The organism is Streptosporangium album, from assembly GCF_014203795.1.
GTDB lineage: Bacteria > Actinomycetota > Actinomycetes > Streptosporangiales > Streptosporangiaceae > Streptosporangium > Streptosporangium album.
This window is the reverse complement of sequence record NZ_JACHJU010000005.1, coordinates 188,882-202,975: the sequence shown is the minus strand read 5'-3', so window position 1 is coordinate 202,975 and position 14,094 is coordinate 188,882. Positions and strand designations below refer to the sequence as shown.

The following is a 14,094-nucleotide window of genomic DNA, read 5'->3' as shown; positions in this document are numbered from 1 at the left end:
GTGGGTGAACAAATGCTGACGACCGGAGAACACGACCCCAAGACCCGTGAACGCTTTGCGACCCTGAGCATCGAAAACCACGATGCTCTCGCACTTCGCCCCCGCCGGCCCCTACCCTGAGCTGCGACGGATGCCCGGCGTCGATCGTGGACGTCGCGGGGGGCAGGACGGTGCCGAGGTCGGCCCTACCGGCTACCGGTCCCTGCGCATGCGCGACACCCTCTTCCGGCAGGCCCCCAGCGGGGTCCACGATGTGCCCGACAGCGGATCGCTAGCTGAGGTGCACGAGGACCACGACCCACTCAAGACTGCTTTCGCTGTCTCAGTGCTCCCGGTAGTAGTCGGCGAGGGCGGCGAACGCGGCCTTGGGTTCCCATGGCATGTCGGGGTAGGTGGCTCCGGGGCGGCCCCCGTAGACCTTGACGATGCCGTAGCTGGCCAGGTCCAGGTCCTCGCGGGGGTCGCCGCCGGGGCGGTGCAGGTGGTCGTACAGCGCGAAGGTGAACACGAAGGTGCCGTCGATGCCTCCGGCTTCGAAGGCCTCCAGCAGCTCGCGCAGATACGCGGCCTGACCGGCCTCGTCGCGGGCGTACTCACCCTTCAACCGGACAGGTGCACGGGTGTCCTTGTCGTACTCGACGATCTCCAGACCGAGAGCGCCCCTCTCGCCGGCACCCTGGTAGCCGGCCGCGCCGAACTCGGTGATCGCGACCGGCTTTCCCTGCGCGACGAGGTTATGGACGCCTTCGGCGAAGCAGTCGGCGATCTCGGCCGATCGGTAGAGGATGATGAGTGCCATGGCCGTAGCCCTGAGCAGCTTTCCCACCACCCCCTCGGCCGGGTATGCGCCGACCACCGCGTGTGGGACGTGCGGAGGCGTCTCCCTGTGGGACTCCTCCGGCGTGGTCACGCCGCCGGAGGGGCACACCGTCGTCGTGCGGCGAGGCAAGCCGGTCTCCGACACCTGCCCGGCCGCCCGGCTCACCACCGGAGAGGACACCTCCTGATAAGCCGCCCCAAGCAGCACGACCTTCTGCACGCCGCCCGCCGCGTCGCGGACGCTCTCGGCTTCGACCGCGACACCGCCGTCGATCTCGCGATCGAGTTGGAGAAGGACGATCGCGCGGACTGGTCCAGCGGCGACCTCCTCCTGCTTGCGCTCGGCCACTTGGTTGAGGAGCGCGCTACCTCACCCGCCGTGGCAGAGACAGAGCGCGACACCGGCTTCCCCTGGATCGCCGAGGTCCACCGCGACCGCGACGGCGAGATCCTCGGGAGGGGAACCGGACTCTCCTGGGCTGACGCGCTGCGCAACATCCTGAGCGGGATTCCCTTCAGCGACGAGCCGTGGACACTCACCCTGCGCGACCCGCAGGGCGCCGATGCCAGATTCAAGACAAGGGCCGGCGTCATGGGATCAGGCCCGTGAGCTTGAGCGCCTCTCCCTTTGCGATTTAAGCGGATTCTGACAGCGGCGCATTTGAAGGCCGATGTCGGATGAAATGCTGCCGTCTTACCGCGTAGCGGGTTGTATCGGACTGTGTCCGTATGGATGCGGCGTGTCGTCACGATGTCAAGCGGCCACCCCTCATCTTCGGTGTTGAGAAGACCCCGGAGAGAAAGGTGGCCGCAGGTGTTAACCATCTCAGCAGTGACCGCGCCGGCGGGGAATGTCGGGACATCTGGTCGGCCAGATCTTGAGCGGCTGATCGCTTTCCGTAAGCGGTTCCACACCGTGTGCCGGCGGCGGGCCGATGCGTTGTTCGAGCTCACCGATGCGGTGCTGTGTGCTCAAAGTCCTGTTCGTTCACCGGTAGATCTGTCGATGGAGCCGGAATTCCACCGCAGGCACGGCTCGGTGTACGACGCGTCGGCCAAGGGCCGGATCGACCCGAGTGGGCTGCGTCGTCTGCCGCTGGGGGTGTCATCGGCGGCCCGGGTGGGCGAGCCGCCGATGTTCGCGATCGATGTCACCCCGCAGGCGCGCCCCGGACCCGGCAAGCCCCTCAGCCCTTACCGGGTCCGACTCGGCTTTCGCCGACTCCGCGCGAAACTCGGCACGCCCGCCAGCAAGTGATCAAGAAAGCCGCTTAAATCGCAAGCTGAGCACTCTCGCCCTATTTCCGCAGGGATCCCTTGGACTCATTCATCCAGGCGAACCGATCGAGGGGCTGCCGTGACCTGGGCTCCGCACTGCCGGGTTCCGGAGTAGGAGCCGGTTGGGATGCAGCGTGTCGGGGATGCCCGGGGTAGGCACCGCGTCGGAGGTGTCGATGGGGTGCGTGAGATCAAGCGTAGGCCTCCAGTTCCAGGACACGGCTGAACGTGTGGTCGTTGGAGTCCGTGACGACGAGCCGCAGCGCGGTCGCCTCCACTGGTGCGAAGGTGCGCTCGACAACGCCGGCCGTGTTGCCGGCGATCGTCGCGACCGGACGCCAGCTGCCGTCGACCGATGCCTCGACCGTGGCGTCGCGCACGCCGACGCGGGCCGCCGGATACTGGGCACTGTCGAGCGTGAAGAGGCGCACGCGGGACAGCGTCACCGGATGGCTCCACGTCGCGGTGAGCGTGTCCGGGAATACCTTCGAGGTGTCGTCGTTCCAGCCGCCGACGCCGTTGCTCCAGACCCCCGAGTCGGTGACCCCGTCGTTGGTGAACTCCGCCGACGACCCCGAGTGGGCACTTGAGGCGCTCATCGTCGCACCCCGCGCCCAGTTGTCGGTGGCGGTGACCGGTGCGCTCGCGGCACTGTCACCAGCGGTCAGCTTCACCTGCCCGGATGCCGCCGAAGCGTCGGTCCGCTCCACCTGGACCGGGACGGCAACCGTGGTGTGCGGCGGAATGGTACGCGTACTCGGCTTGGCGGTCGCCGTGAAGCCGGTGCTGGCCTCGACGCCGACCCGTACGGTGACCGGATCGTCCATCAGGTTGTGCACGGTGAACGTGGCGGTGGCCGCCTCACCGGGGAGCACAGGCACCTGCGCCGCCGGGGCGTCGACGGCCAGTTGCTCCCGGTCCTCCGGAACCACACCGTCGGTGTGCGAGACGAACGACCAGGTTCCCGAGCCGACCTCGTAGACGGCGCTGTCCTCGGTGGTCCGCACCGGGCGGGCGCCGGCGGTCGCCGTCGCGCCCCCGTGACCCGCCCACAGGGGCACCTCGACGCTCGCCGTCGTGCCGGGCGGCACGTCGACGTCGAGGTGGAAGGTGGTGCCCGTGCGCCGCCACTCGGTGCGCACCTCGCCGTACGGTGTGCGGTAGGAGGACTCGGCATGCGTGAGGCGCCCGACCACGCTCGGGCGTATCTCCAACTGGCGGAAGCCGACCGAATCCTCGGCTTGCCGGATGCCACCGATGCCCGCGGTGAACCACTCGTCCAGCGCCCCCAGCATGAAGTGGTTCTGCGAGCCGTAGCCGGTCGGGCCGTCCCAGTATTCGGCGAGCGCGGTGGCGCCGTGGACGACCTGGTAGCCGTAGCTCGGGTTCGAGGTCTGGCTGGCGATGTCGTAGACGACATCGTCGCGGCCGGCCACCGAGAGGACCCGCAGCAGCGATGGCAGCGCGACCTCACCGACCGTGACGTGGTTGCCGGCGGCACGGACGCTCTGGACGAGGTGCTCCAAGACGCGGCCGCGCAGTTCTTCCGGCACGACGCCCATGTCCAGGGCGAGAGCATCGCTGGCCTGGCTACCGGTGGCGTAGGTGCCGGTGTCCGCGTGCAGGAATGCGGTGTTGAACGCCGCCGCGACCCGCTCGGCGACCGCGTCGTAACGCGCCGCGTCGTCGTCGTGGCCGAGCAGGCGGGCGATCTTCGCGAGCGTCACGGCGTCGCGGTGGTAGGCGAAGGTCGCCGTCATCCCGTCGGGTGTGCTCTTGTCGATCGCAGCCCAGTCGCCGAGACCGTAGTCGAGCAGGTCGCCCTTGGCCTTTGTCGACAGGTAATCGAAGTAATGCCGCATCGCGTCATAGGCGAAACGCAGGGTGTCGATGTCACCGTACGCGCGGTACATCTGCCAGGGCGCCAGGATGACGGCGCTGCCCCAGTTCGGCTCATCATGGACGTCGCCGGAGAACACCACGTACTGCGGGGCGATGTCGGGGACGAGCCCGCTCGGTTCCTGCGCCTCGACCATGTTCCGCACGAGCTCGCGGTAGTAGGCCGCCACGTCGTAATTGCGGCTCACCGCGCCGAAGACGAGGTGGGTCTCCTCCAGCCAGCCGAGTTTTTCCCGGTCGGGGCAGTCAGTGAGAATGCTGTACATGTTGCCCTGGATGGCCCGGTTGATAATGCTGTGGATGCCATCCAGCAGGGCGCTGGATGAGGAGAACGACCCCGACTCCTCGTTCGCGGCGCGCAGCACGATGCCACTCAGAGTCTTCGGGGTAGGCGCCGAGGGCAGGCCGGTGATCTGCACATAGCGGAACCCGTGGTAGACGAAGTTGGGATGCCAGACCTCCTCGCCCCGACCGGCCAGCGTGTAGTGGTCGAGGATCGGCGGGTAGGTGGCTCCGCCGCGGATCATCGTGGACTGGTCGACCAGGCCGTCGGCGCCGAGCCGCTCGCCCGGCTTCAGCGTCACGGTGGTGCCGGCCGGGCCGCTGACGCGCAGCTCCGGCCAGCCGGCGATGTTCAGCCCGAGGTCGAACAGGTATGTGCCGGCCTCGGGCTGAGTTATCTTCACGGTGGAAACCCGGTCCACCTGCTGGATCGGCGGCGCCATCTGCGCGGTGAGCCGCAGGCCGGGCGTGGGTGCGTCGGTCTCTCCGGCCGCCTTCCACCCGGAAAGGTCGGCGTCGGGCCGGTCCCAGCCGGGCTGCTCCAGCCGGGCGTCGGCGTCCTCGCCGCCGTACCACTGCGTGAAGGTCGTTGGCCCGAGCGCGGTGCGCCAGGTCTGGTCGGAGGCGATCCGCTCGACCCGGCCGTCGGCGTAGGTGAGCTCGAGCTGGGCGAGAAGCTTCGGCGGCCCCAGCACCCCGGACCACTTCGTGTAGCGGTCAGGGGTGTCCGGAACGATCGAGGTGCCGGCTCCGAGTCGCATCGACAGCGCGTTCTCGCCCTGCTTGAGCAGACCGGTGACATCGGTCGTTGAGTACACCAGGCGCTCGTGGTAGTCGGTGTTCGGCGGCTGCAGCACCGCTTTGCTCACCGCCCGGCCGTTGACGCGCGCGTCATAGATACCGAGACCGGTGGCGTAGAGGCGGGCGCTGCGTAGGGGGGCGTCGAGCGTGAACTGCTTGGCGAACAGCGGCATCGCCGGGAAGTCGAGGTTGAACGGAGGCGGTGCCACCTGGCCCGTCACCGTGGCCCCGGTGGCGAAGTCCGTCCCGTCCTCACCCGCCGTCTCCACGGTGAAGTCGGCCGGGGCGTTCGGGGTGTGCCCGTCGTCGGTCACCGTGTCGGTCCGCGGGTAGAGCAGCACACGGTCGAGGTGGCGGACCTGGCCGAGGTCGACGGTCAGGCTGATCGGCTTGGTGGGCACCGGGCCGGAGTAGCCGGCGCTGGAATACCCGAAAGGCTGCTGGTTGGTGGTGAGCTCCCCGTCGGTGGCGAACTTTGGCTCCCACTTGCCCGGGTAGGTCTTCGGGTCGCTGGAGCTGATCCCCGCGCCGCGCGCCAGGTTGTCACCGTCCACGCCGTTCTGGACGGCCACCTCGGCGAGCTGGAGCCGGTAGAGCAGCGAACTTCCCTCCTTGAGCGGCAGGCCGAGCTTGGTGGTGGTGATACGGACGTACCGGGCGTCCTGCGGTGGCACCGTCACCACGACCGGCTGGGGCTTGCGGTCGAGCCAGTCAGGGTTGGCGATCCAGCGAGCCGACCAGTCGCTCGCATCGAGCAGCCCCATTTCCCACGAGGCCGACTTGCTCCAGCGGGACACCCGGCCGGCGGAGTCCCAGACCCGGACCTGCCAGACGACGTGCTGGCGCGAGCGCAGGTCCACGCCGCCCCAGGGCACGCCGATCGACTGGTCGGAGTTGACCCGGCCGGACTGCCACAGGTCCGGATGGTCGAGCCGCTCCGCCGACGTGGCGGCACGCACTTCGTAGGCGGTCTGCGTCACGGACCGGCGGGCCGAGACCATCTCCCAGCTCAAGCTGGGGCTGGCGTCGTCGATCCCGAGCGGGTCGACGAGCGCGTCGACCCGCAGCTCCCCCACGGTGGTGTCCCCCGCGGTGGCCGCTGCGGCCGCCGCGGAAGGCACGGCCGCGTACAGCGCGAGCAGGGTGCCGGCGACCAGCGTGGCCATGACCCGCCTCGTTGCCGTGACGGGGCTCATCCGACTGGCCCACGTCGCTGTGGTGGGTATGCCGGGTGGCGCCAAGGCCGTTGGCGGCTGGTGTGCCGCGGGAAATCGGGATGCCATCGGGGGGACCTCCTGGGCCGGATGGGACTGGTTCAGAGTGCGGGCTGGTTCAGCGGGTAGCGGAGGGGGGAGGCTCGGCGGTGTAGCCCTCCAGCTCCACGATCCGGCTGTAGCCGCGGTCGTTGGAGCCGGTGACCACCAGGCGGAGCGCATCGGTCGCCACCTGCGGGAACGTGACGTCCACGGTGCCTGCGACGTTGCCGGAGACGCGCCCGACCACCTGCCATGCCCCACCGATCAGCGCACGCACCTCGAAGTCGCGCACGCTGTACTGTTCCGCCGGCTGTTCGGGCGCGTCGAGTGTGCGCACCCGCACGCTGCCCAGCCGAGTGGGCGCGTCCCAGGTCGCGGTGAGGGTGTCTGGGAAAACGCTCTTGTCGTTGTCGTTCCAGCCGGCGCCGCCGTTCCAGAGCGAGTATGAGTGCTGTGCCTGGATCTGGCCGTCGTTGACCCGGCTCGGGCGCCAGCCGTCGTACGTGCTCGATGCGCTCACCACCGCGGTACGCAGCACGTTCTCGGTCGGGGTGACCGGGGCGGTGACCGACCCGGCCCCGGCGCGGACCCTGATGTCTCCCGCGTCAGGATCGGTGACGGCCCGGTTCACCGCTACGACCACCGGCACCGTCTCGCCAACCCCGATGTCGATGGTGCTGGTCTCCGGGACGGCCGAATAGCCGTCCGGCGCCTCGACCTCAACCGGTACGCGCACCGCGTGGTCGGTGAGATTCGCCACCCGGAACACCGCCCTGGTCGGTTGTCCGGGCAGCACCGGCACACCGGGCTGCGGTGCGAGCACGGTGGTCGTGGCGGTGGGCTTCAGTTTCACGGGTTTGGCGGCGGGTGCGCCGATGACCGTGCGGAATTTGATGTCGGTGTCCGCGACCGGCGCGAGCGTCTGGTCGTCGCCGGAGAGCGCCACGCCACCCGCGTACGGGTCGCCGGGGTCACGTTCGACGCCGTAGCAACCCTGCTGGCTGCCCATGGACAGTACGAGCGCGAGGCGCTGCCCCTTGACCACCTTGATTCCCGATTCGAGGACGAGTTGACGCGGCGACCAGCCGATCCGTTCGGGGCGGATCGAGGTCGACCACAGGGTCCGGTCGGGAACGCCGTCGGAGGTGAGCGTCGTGAGACGCACGTCGAGTGGTCCGGTCGGCGGATTGCGCAGGACCCGTCCGCTCTCCGTCCCGTCTTTGAAGACGGTCACGGCGACCGACCTCAGTGGGCCCGACCGGCCGACGGTGAACGTCTGCCCGTAGCGCGCGCCGAGCGTGACCGGGCAGGCGTGGGAGAACGCACCGGACTCACTGGACTGGTCCAGGCCGGGCACCGGGTCGGGATGGCCGGGGTGCCCGGAGGCCAATGCCACCACGCTGTTATCGCAGCGCAGCGGCTGGATGGTGCCCGCGGCGTCGAAGCGCAGCGGCTCCCAGTGGTAGTTGGCGAGCGCCTCGTTGGTGTGAAAGTCCCAGAGGTCGCTGAAGTACAGGTACACGGGCTGGCCGTCGGCCCCGGTCAACGTCGTGACGTGGGCTGGCTGGCCGCCGCAGGAGTCACCGCTGATTTTGCGGCCGGCCAGCGGCGGCACCCATTGCGCCAGGTCGGACGAGGAGAAGTCGTCGGCGAGCAGCACCGTGCCGTCCGCCGCGACGACCTTCACGTTGTCGAAGCGGGCCGACTCCAGGTTCGCGCCGTTCCATTCGCGGAAGCCGACACCGCCCGCGGTGTAGGTGGCGTCGGTGAAGCTGTCGACCTGGACGCCGTCCAGCGTCGTGGTGATGCGTTGGCCGGCGACGGTCACCGAGACGCGGTGCCACTCGCCGGGGTGGACCGGATATGGCAGCGTCACCGCGTGGCTGTTGACGGTCGCGCCGTTACGCTCCAGCACGGTGAGTTTGCCCGCGGTCTCCCCCGATCCGGACAGCAGGAACAGATAACCCTTGTCCGGCGTCTTCATCCGCACCGACCAACCGGCCTGCGAACCGACTCCGTCTGTTTTCGCCATCGGCGCGGTGTCGAACGAGAAGGTGTAGTCCGTCCAGTCGTCGCTGCGCGCCGAGAGCCCGTAGAGTCCGCCGGCCACGTCCAGCACACCATCCCGCACCGTCCAGGCGTCGACGCCGGTCCAGGGCCCGAGCGGGGTCGGCGCGCTGACGTAGGCGGTGCCGGTGCCGGTGCAGTAGCCGCAGTTCGGATCGGACATCGTGAGATAGTAGGTGCCGTTGCGTTCGAACAGCGCGGGCGCCTCGACCTTGGTCACGCCGAGCACGCTGTAGGTGTCGGTCGGCTGGAGATAGTCGGCGCTGAGTCGCAGCACGGCCACGTGCCAGCCCGCGTTGCTGCAGGTGAGGTAGCCGGCATTGTCGTGGTCGACGAACAGCCCCAGGTCGGCGGTGCAGGGGGTTGTCGACGGCAGGTCGGGCACGGGCTGCTCGGTGAACGGTCCGGTCGGACGGTCACTGGTGAAGACCCGGAAGTTGTCCAGGGCGTCCTGGTCGTTGACCCACATGACATAGCGGCCGGTGGCGCGGTTGAAGACGACATGCGGCCGGAAGCAGTACGTGCAGTCCCGGGGCGGCACGACGTAGCCGCGATCGGTCCAGTTCGTCAGGTCGGGCGAGGAGTAGACCTTGAACCCGCAGAAGTCGCTGTTGACTTTCCACTGGTAGCCGCAGTCGTAGCTGGTGCCGTAGAGGTAGTAGGCGTCACCGAACTGGGCGATCTGGCCGTCGTGCGCGTCGACCGCGTCGCCGGCGGTGTCGAAACGCACCTGCTGGCGACCATCAGCGGCAAAGTTCGTCACGCTCGCCGTGACGTCCGCCAGCGCGGGCTGTGACCATGTGACCGCGAAGCCTGCCGCCAGCACGAGCGCCGCGCAGACGGTCGCGGTCGCCTGCAGGGCATGCATGCTCCACCACCGTAAACCCATGGCCTAACCTCCAGATAATGAATCGTTTCAAGCAGATTACGAGCTGGTGCCCAAGCCGTGAAGGGGCTGTTAACGGATTTCCTCCGTCGCAGGCCTGCGCGGCGATTTTCACGGTCTTCGCGCCCATGCCGGCCGGATCCCGGGCGGTCGTGGCCGAAGGGCTCGTCCGGGACCCGGCCAACGGCATAAAGGGAGGTGGTGAATCGTTTTAACGGCGGATACGCTGTGAAGCAACGCCCATGAACCAATGCCGAACCCGGGTCAGTCCGGTAAAGGCAGGAGCCGACGAGACGAGGGAGACATGAGCCGACACCCCGTGAGCATCCGTGACGTCGCGAACATGGCCCGCGTCTCCGTCGGCACGGTCTCCAACGTCCTCAACAGACCCGACGTCGTCGCCGAATCGACGCGCCGACGGGTCCTCGACGCGATCCGCGATCTCGGCTTCGTCCGCAACGAGTCGGCCCGGCACCTGCGCGCCGGCCACAGCCGCACGGTCGGGCTGGTCGTCCTCGATGTCGCCAACCCCTTCTTCACCGACGTCGCACGAGGTGTGGAAGACGCCGCCAATGACGCCGGTCTCGTGGTCATCCTCTGCAACAGCGATGACAACCCGGCCAAGGAGTCCCGTTACCTCGACCTCCTCGAAGAGCAGCGGGTGCAGGGAATCCTGGTCACACCGGTCACCGCGACCAACAATCGATTGGAGCGCCTGCGCAGGCGCGGCACCCCGATCGTGCTGCTCGACCGCCGGGCGACCGAGGACGCGCAATGCTCGGTCGCCGTGGACGACGTCCTCGGCGGGGAACTGGCCGTGGCTCACCTCCTCGCGCAAGGGCACGAGCACCTGGCGTTCGTCGGCGCCTTGACCATCCGGCAGGTCCAGGATCGCTACCAGGGCGCCGTCCAGGCGATGCGGGCCGCGGGCCGTGACGCCGCCGAACTGCACGTCGTCGAAAGCACCGCGCTCAACGTCGCCGCCGGCCGGGACGCCACCGCCCGCCTCGCCGGGGCGACGCCCAGACCGACCGCCGTTTTCTGCGCCAACGACCTCCTCGCTCTCGGCGTGCTGCAGGAGATGACCCGCCGCCGCGTGCGGATCCCGCAGGACGTGGCGATCGTCGGCTACGACGACATCGACTTCGCGGCCGCCGCCGCGGTGCCGCTCACCTCGGTGCGCCAGCCCCGGCAGCTGCTCGGGCGGACCGCCGCGGAGCTGCTCATCGAGGAGACGACCGAGGACAGCGGCCATCAGCACCGCCAGGTCGTCTTCGATCCAGAACTGGTCGTGCGCGATTCGAGCGACCGGACGATCGGCCGGCCGCCTCGCCGCCGTCATCAACCACGATGGCCGTAGCCGTCGAACGGAAGCGCGCGCCGGAAGGCCCCGGCGCGCGCTCGCGTCCTCTTCGTTACTCGTTCGCGTAGACCAGGTGCAGCACGCCCGTGCTGAACGTCGCCGAGCTCACCAGCTTCAGCGGGACCTTGGCCGAACCCTCGAACAGCCGCTGGCCGGCGCCGAGCACGACGGGGTGCACCAACAGGTGCAGCTCGTCAAGCAGCCCCTCCGCCAGCAGCGATCGCACCAGCGTCCCGCTGCCGGTGATGCCCAGGTTCTGATCGGCCTTCAGAGCGCGCAACTGGTCATACACGTCGTCGCCACCGACCACTGTGGTGTTTTCCCAGTCGGCCTGGGTCAGCGTGTTCGACACCACGTACTTCCGGGTGCCGTTCATCTGCTTGGTCATCGGGTCGTTGGCGTCCGCGTTCGGCCAGTAGCCCGCGAACTCGTCGTACGTGCGGCGGCCGAGCAGCATGGCGTCGTTGCCGCCCATGAGCGAGCCGACCGCGTTGCCCATCTCCTCGTTGAAGTAGCCGAAGTGCCACGTGTCCGGGGCCTCGGTCACGCCGTCGAGCGAGATGAACAGGCCGGACTTGATGCTTCCCATGTCAGTTCTCCTTGGGTGTCAGGCGGGCAGGCCGTTGAGCCAGGTCCGCCACGCCTGCGCGGTGTCGGTGCCGGTGTCGTCTTGCTTGAAAATGTGGTGCCCCAGGACGATCGAGCCGAAGTAGCCCCGGATGAAGCGGTAGAGCGCATCGGGCGTCCGAATGCCGATGGCGTGCGGGTTGACGAAGTCGACGACTCCCTCGACGGCCGGCAACCCGGGCACGGTGGCCCGGGCCGGGTCTCCGACCCGGGGCGAGGCGGAGAGACCCAGGGCCTGGTGCAGTTCGGCCCAGGCGGTCGGCCAGTCGGTCACGGGCGGCCCCGACACGTTGATCGGTTGCCCGGTCCGTCCGGCGAAGTGGTTGAGGTACGCGACGAGCGTCGCGAAGTACATCGCGCCGCCGAGGCTCATGGCCTCGAACTCGGTCTCCCAGTCGTCGCCGGGCAGGAAACCGTTCGCCACCATGCGCAGCACAGTGCTGCCCTGATCGCGCCCCTCGATGAGGTACTCGTACGCGATGAACCGTCCGTCCGGGCCATCGGTGCCGCGGTGCGCGAACCGGTGCAGCGGCTCCCACCCGGTGATGGCGGAGTCCATTGTGAACGATCCCGTCGACGTGCGGACCGCGCCGTCCGGGCCGGGGTCCACCTCGTTGCGACCCATGAACCACGAGTCGATTCCCGGGCCGGTGGCGATGGCCTCCCACACCTCCTCGACACTCGCTTCGACCGTTGCCTCGTCGCGCTGCTCCCAGTGGTGGCCCACGTCAGGACTCTTTCCTCTCGTTGGCCGGTAGCTCGCTGGCTGCTGTCTCGGTGGCCTTTGTGTCGTCGCTTGCGGTCGGGGGGATCGACGGGTGGACGGCCATGATGACCCGGTACGTCCGGCCGCCGGCCGCCTTCTCGTCGTGGTACTTGGCGACCAGTCCGGTCACCGCGTTGGTGAGCTCCTCCGCGAAGGCGGCACGGTCGTGCGCCGTGGCGAACCGCACCTCCCCGTCGAGCGCGTAGGTCGCGACCCGCTTACCGGCCTTGGTCGCCCCGGTGATGAGCGCGCCGACGTCGCGCACCAGCCGAGCGCCCACCGCCAGCAGCCAGCGCGCCGAGAGCCGGTCCGGCGACCGCGCCGGGTCTGGCTCAACCGCGGCCAGCGCCGCCGGCGAGATGACGTACGACGACGCCGTCGCCTGGAGCACCCGCTCGGTCATGTTGCCCTTGCGCCGCTCCTCGACCAGCTCGAGCAGGCCGTGCCGCTCCAGCTCCCGGAGGTGGTAGTTCACCTTCTGCCGGGGCTGCCCGACCCGGGCCGCCAGGCTGCTCGCCGAACCAGGCTGGACCAGCTCGGCCAACAACCGCGCCCGGATCGGATCCAGCGTGACTCCCGCCGCCGCCGCGTCCTCGATCACCGCCACTTCCCACATGCCAAAAAGCCTCTCAGCGACAACTCTTCTTGTCAAGACAAAACTTTCCGTCGGTCTACGCGGTAGCCCCGCCGGATGGGATCCCCCAACCGCCCGGCCGATCAGCTCACCTCCGAAGAGCTGATCGCGTTCTGGGCCGACGAACACACCGCCGCCGAAGCCTGATCGCTCCGGAGGAGTAGGGGCCGGTCCTCGGGGGGCTCATCACGGCTGGACCCGATCGAGCCGTTCGCCCCGGAGTCGGCGCAGGCCCTGCTCGACCTGATCCCGCAGGAAATCCGGCCGACCGCAGATCGCCGCATCGTGCGGGGGGTTCGGCGGGGCGACCCCGACCTTTGTCGCGATGAGCAGGTCATCCGGATAGGGGTGCAGCGCCTCGGCGAGGAGTTCCTCGTTGGCACCCCACCCGTACAGGTGCGCGGTGTCGATCAGCGTGACGCCCAGGTCGACGGCGCGTCGGGCCACAGCGATGGAGGCTTCCCGAGACTGTTCGGGTCCGGTCGTTTGCGGCTGGTGGATCGAGCCTTACCGACACCCCACGTCCCGAACGACCCTCACTCCTCCACGGGTTCGTGCTGACCGTCAAAGTGCGTGCGGCCGTCGACACGTACCGGTTGTCCGGGTGGTAGGCGCTTGCCGGACGGCGGCTCGTCAAGGTCCACGGCCGCCCAGTCCACCATGAGCTCCCCGGAGGGCGTCCGGCGGAGCGCGTCGTACACGTCGAATCCGCTCGGCGGCCGTCCCGGGGCGTACGTGCTCAGGTCAAAGCCACCGTCCTGGCAGTCGGAGTACTCGTCGGTCCCCCAGGCCGACTCCAGGTCGGGGTTACGTGCCTTGACCTCCACCAGCACCGACTCGATCGCGTACCGCACGTCGGCCGAGTCGCTGAGGCGCCGGTACACCACCCGCTCGTCACCGGAGTTGCTGATCAGCTCACTGCTGCGGAGCAGCCAGAAGTGCCGTGAGTGCGGGTTCGGCTCCGGTCCCTCGGCGGGTGCGGCGACGTACTCATCGTCGAGCGCGTTCGCGCGGGTCAGCGCACCCTCGTCCCACCGGTCGAGCTCCAGCGCCCGCAGGTAGCCGCCCAACGCCTGCTCGCGCGCGCCACCGCACTCGTGGGCCAGCCCTTCGAGGTAGGCGGCGAGGTTGTTGGTCGGGTCGAGGGACAGGACATGACGGGCCGCACGGACCGCCTCGTCGACGAGAGCGCGGCCGACGCCGTCATCTGGCGGGATCTGGGCGGTGGGCTTCCAGTCCTCCTCCCACCAGCCCGTGTCCACGCGGTTGACCATGTGGCCGCGGAGCTCGGCACCACCCAGCACGGCGAGGCCGACGGCCGCCTCCAGGCTTCCCGGATCCACCCGCCGAACTTGGGTGTACGCCTCGCGAACGGCACGCGCCACGTCCGCCAGATCCTCCGCGTACTCCGCCTCC

At 69.1% G+C, this 14,094-nt stretch carries 11 protein-coding genes; 3 read left to right on the top strand and 8 right to left on the bottom strand.

The window, feature by feature from the left end; all coding sequences use genetic code 11:
- Window positions 1-322: 322 nt before the first annotated feature.
- On the bottom strand, window positions 323-1,168 hold the full coding sequence (locus FHR32_RS43605; protein ID WP_221466759.1) for a hypothetical protein: 846 nt from the start codon (window positions 1,166-1,168) through the stop codon (window positions 323-325).
- Between the two features lie 30 nt (window positions 1,169-1,198).
- Here FHR32_RS43605 and FHR32_RS37300 point away from each other — a divergent pair, with 30 nt between their 5' ends.
- Window positions 1,199-1,429, top strand: a complete 231-nt coding sequence (locus FHR32_RS37300) for a hypothetical protein (RefSeq protein ID WP_184759196.1) — start codon at window positions 1,199-1,201, stop codon at window positions 1,427-1,429.
- A gap of 222 nt (window positions 1,430-1,651) precedes the next feature.
- Window positions 1,652-2,077 (top strand): transposase, encoded by a 426-nt coding sequence (locus tag FHR32_RS37295; protein WP_184759195.1) that lies wholly within the window; start codon window positions 1,652-1,654, stop codon window positions 2,075-2,077.
- Window positions 2,078-2,288: 211 nt separating this feature from the next.
- Here FHR32_RS37295 and FHR32_RS37290 read toward each other — a convergent pair whose 3' ends face one another.
- Window positions 2,289-6,245, bottom strand: a complete 3,957-nt coding sequence (locus FHR32_RS37290; RefSeq protein WP_184759194.1) for a family 78 glycoside hydrolase catalytic domain — start codon at window positions 6,243-6,245, stop codon at window positions 2,289-2,291.
- Between the two features lie 166 nt (window positions 6,246-6,411).
- Window positions 6,412-9,270, bottom strand: coding sequence for a family 43 glycosylhydrolase (locus FHR32_RS37285; protein WP_184759193.1), 2,859 nt, complete (start codon window positions 9,268-9,270; stop codon window positions 6,412-6,414).
- A 322-nt stretch (window positions 9,271-9,592) separates the two neighbouring features.
- Here FHR32_RS37285 and FHR32_RS37280 point away from each other — a divergent pair, with 322 nt between their 5' ends.
- Complete coding sequence (locus FHR32_RS37280) at window positions 9,593-10,648, top strand: LacI family DNA-binding transcriptional regulator (RefSeq protein WP_184759192.1); 1,056 nt, start codon at window positions 9,593-9,595, stop codon at window positions 10,646-10,648.
- A gap of 55 nt (window positions 10,649-10,703) precedes the next feature.
- Here FHR32_RS37280 and FHR32_RS37275 read toward each other — a convergent pair whose 3' ends face one another.
- From FHR32_RS37275 to FHR32_RS37255, 5 genes are all read right to left on the bottom strand, one after another.
- Window positions 10,704-11,240 carry a dihydrofolate reductase family protein gene (locus tag FHR32_RS37275; protein ID WP_184759191.1) on the bottom strand — a complete coding sequence of 179 codons (537 nt, stop codon included), beginning with the start codon at window positions 11,238-11,240 and terminating at the stop codon, window positions 10,704-10,706.
- An 18-nt stretch (window positions 11,241-11,258) separates the two neighbouring features.
- Window positions 11,259-12,005: an SRPBCC family protein gene (locus FHR32_RS37270; protein WP_184759190.1), complete on the bottom strand. Its 747-nt coding sequence runs from the start codon at window positions 12,003-12,005 to the stop codon at window positions 11,259-11,261.
- 1 nt (window position 12,006) lies between these two features.
- Window positions 12,007-12,660, bottom strand: a complete 654-nt coding sequence (locus FHR32_RS37265; protein ID WP_184759189.1) for a winged helix-turn-helix domain-containing protein — start codon at window positions 12,658-12,660, stop codon at window positions 12,007-12,009.
- 204 nt (window positions 12,661-12,864) lie between these two features.
- Window positions 12,865-13,179, bottom strand: coding sequence for an aldo/keto reductase (locus FHR32_RS37260; RefSeq protein ID WP_312882905.1), 315 nt, complete (start codon window positions 13,177-13,179; stop codon window positions 12,865-12,867).
- A 35-nt stretch (window positions 13,180-13,214) separates the two neighbouring features.
- Entirely contained in the window at window positions 13,215-14,063 is an 849-nt protein-coding gene (locus tag FHR32_RS37255; protein WP_184759188.1) for a tetratricopeptide repeat protein, read from the bottom strand.
- Window positions 14,064-14,094: the final 31 nt, after the last annotated feature.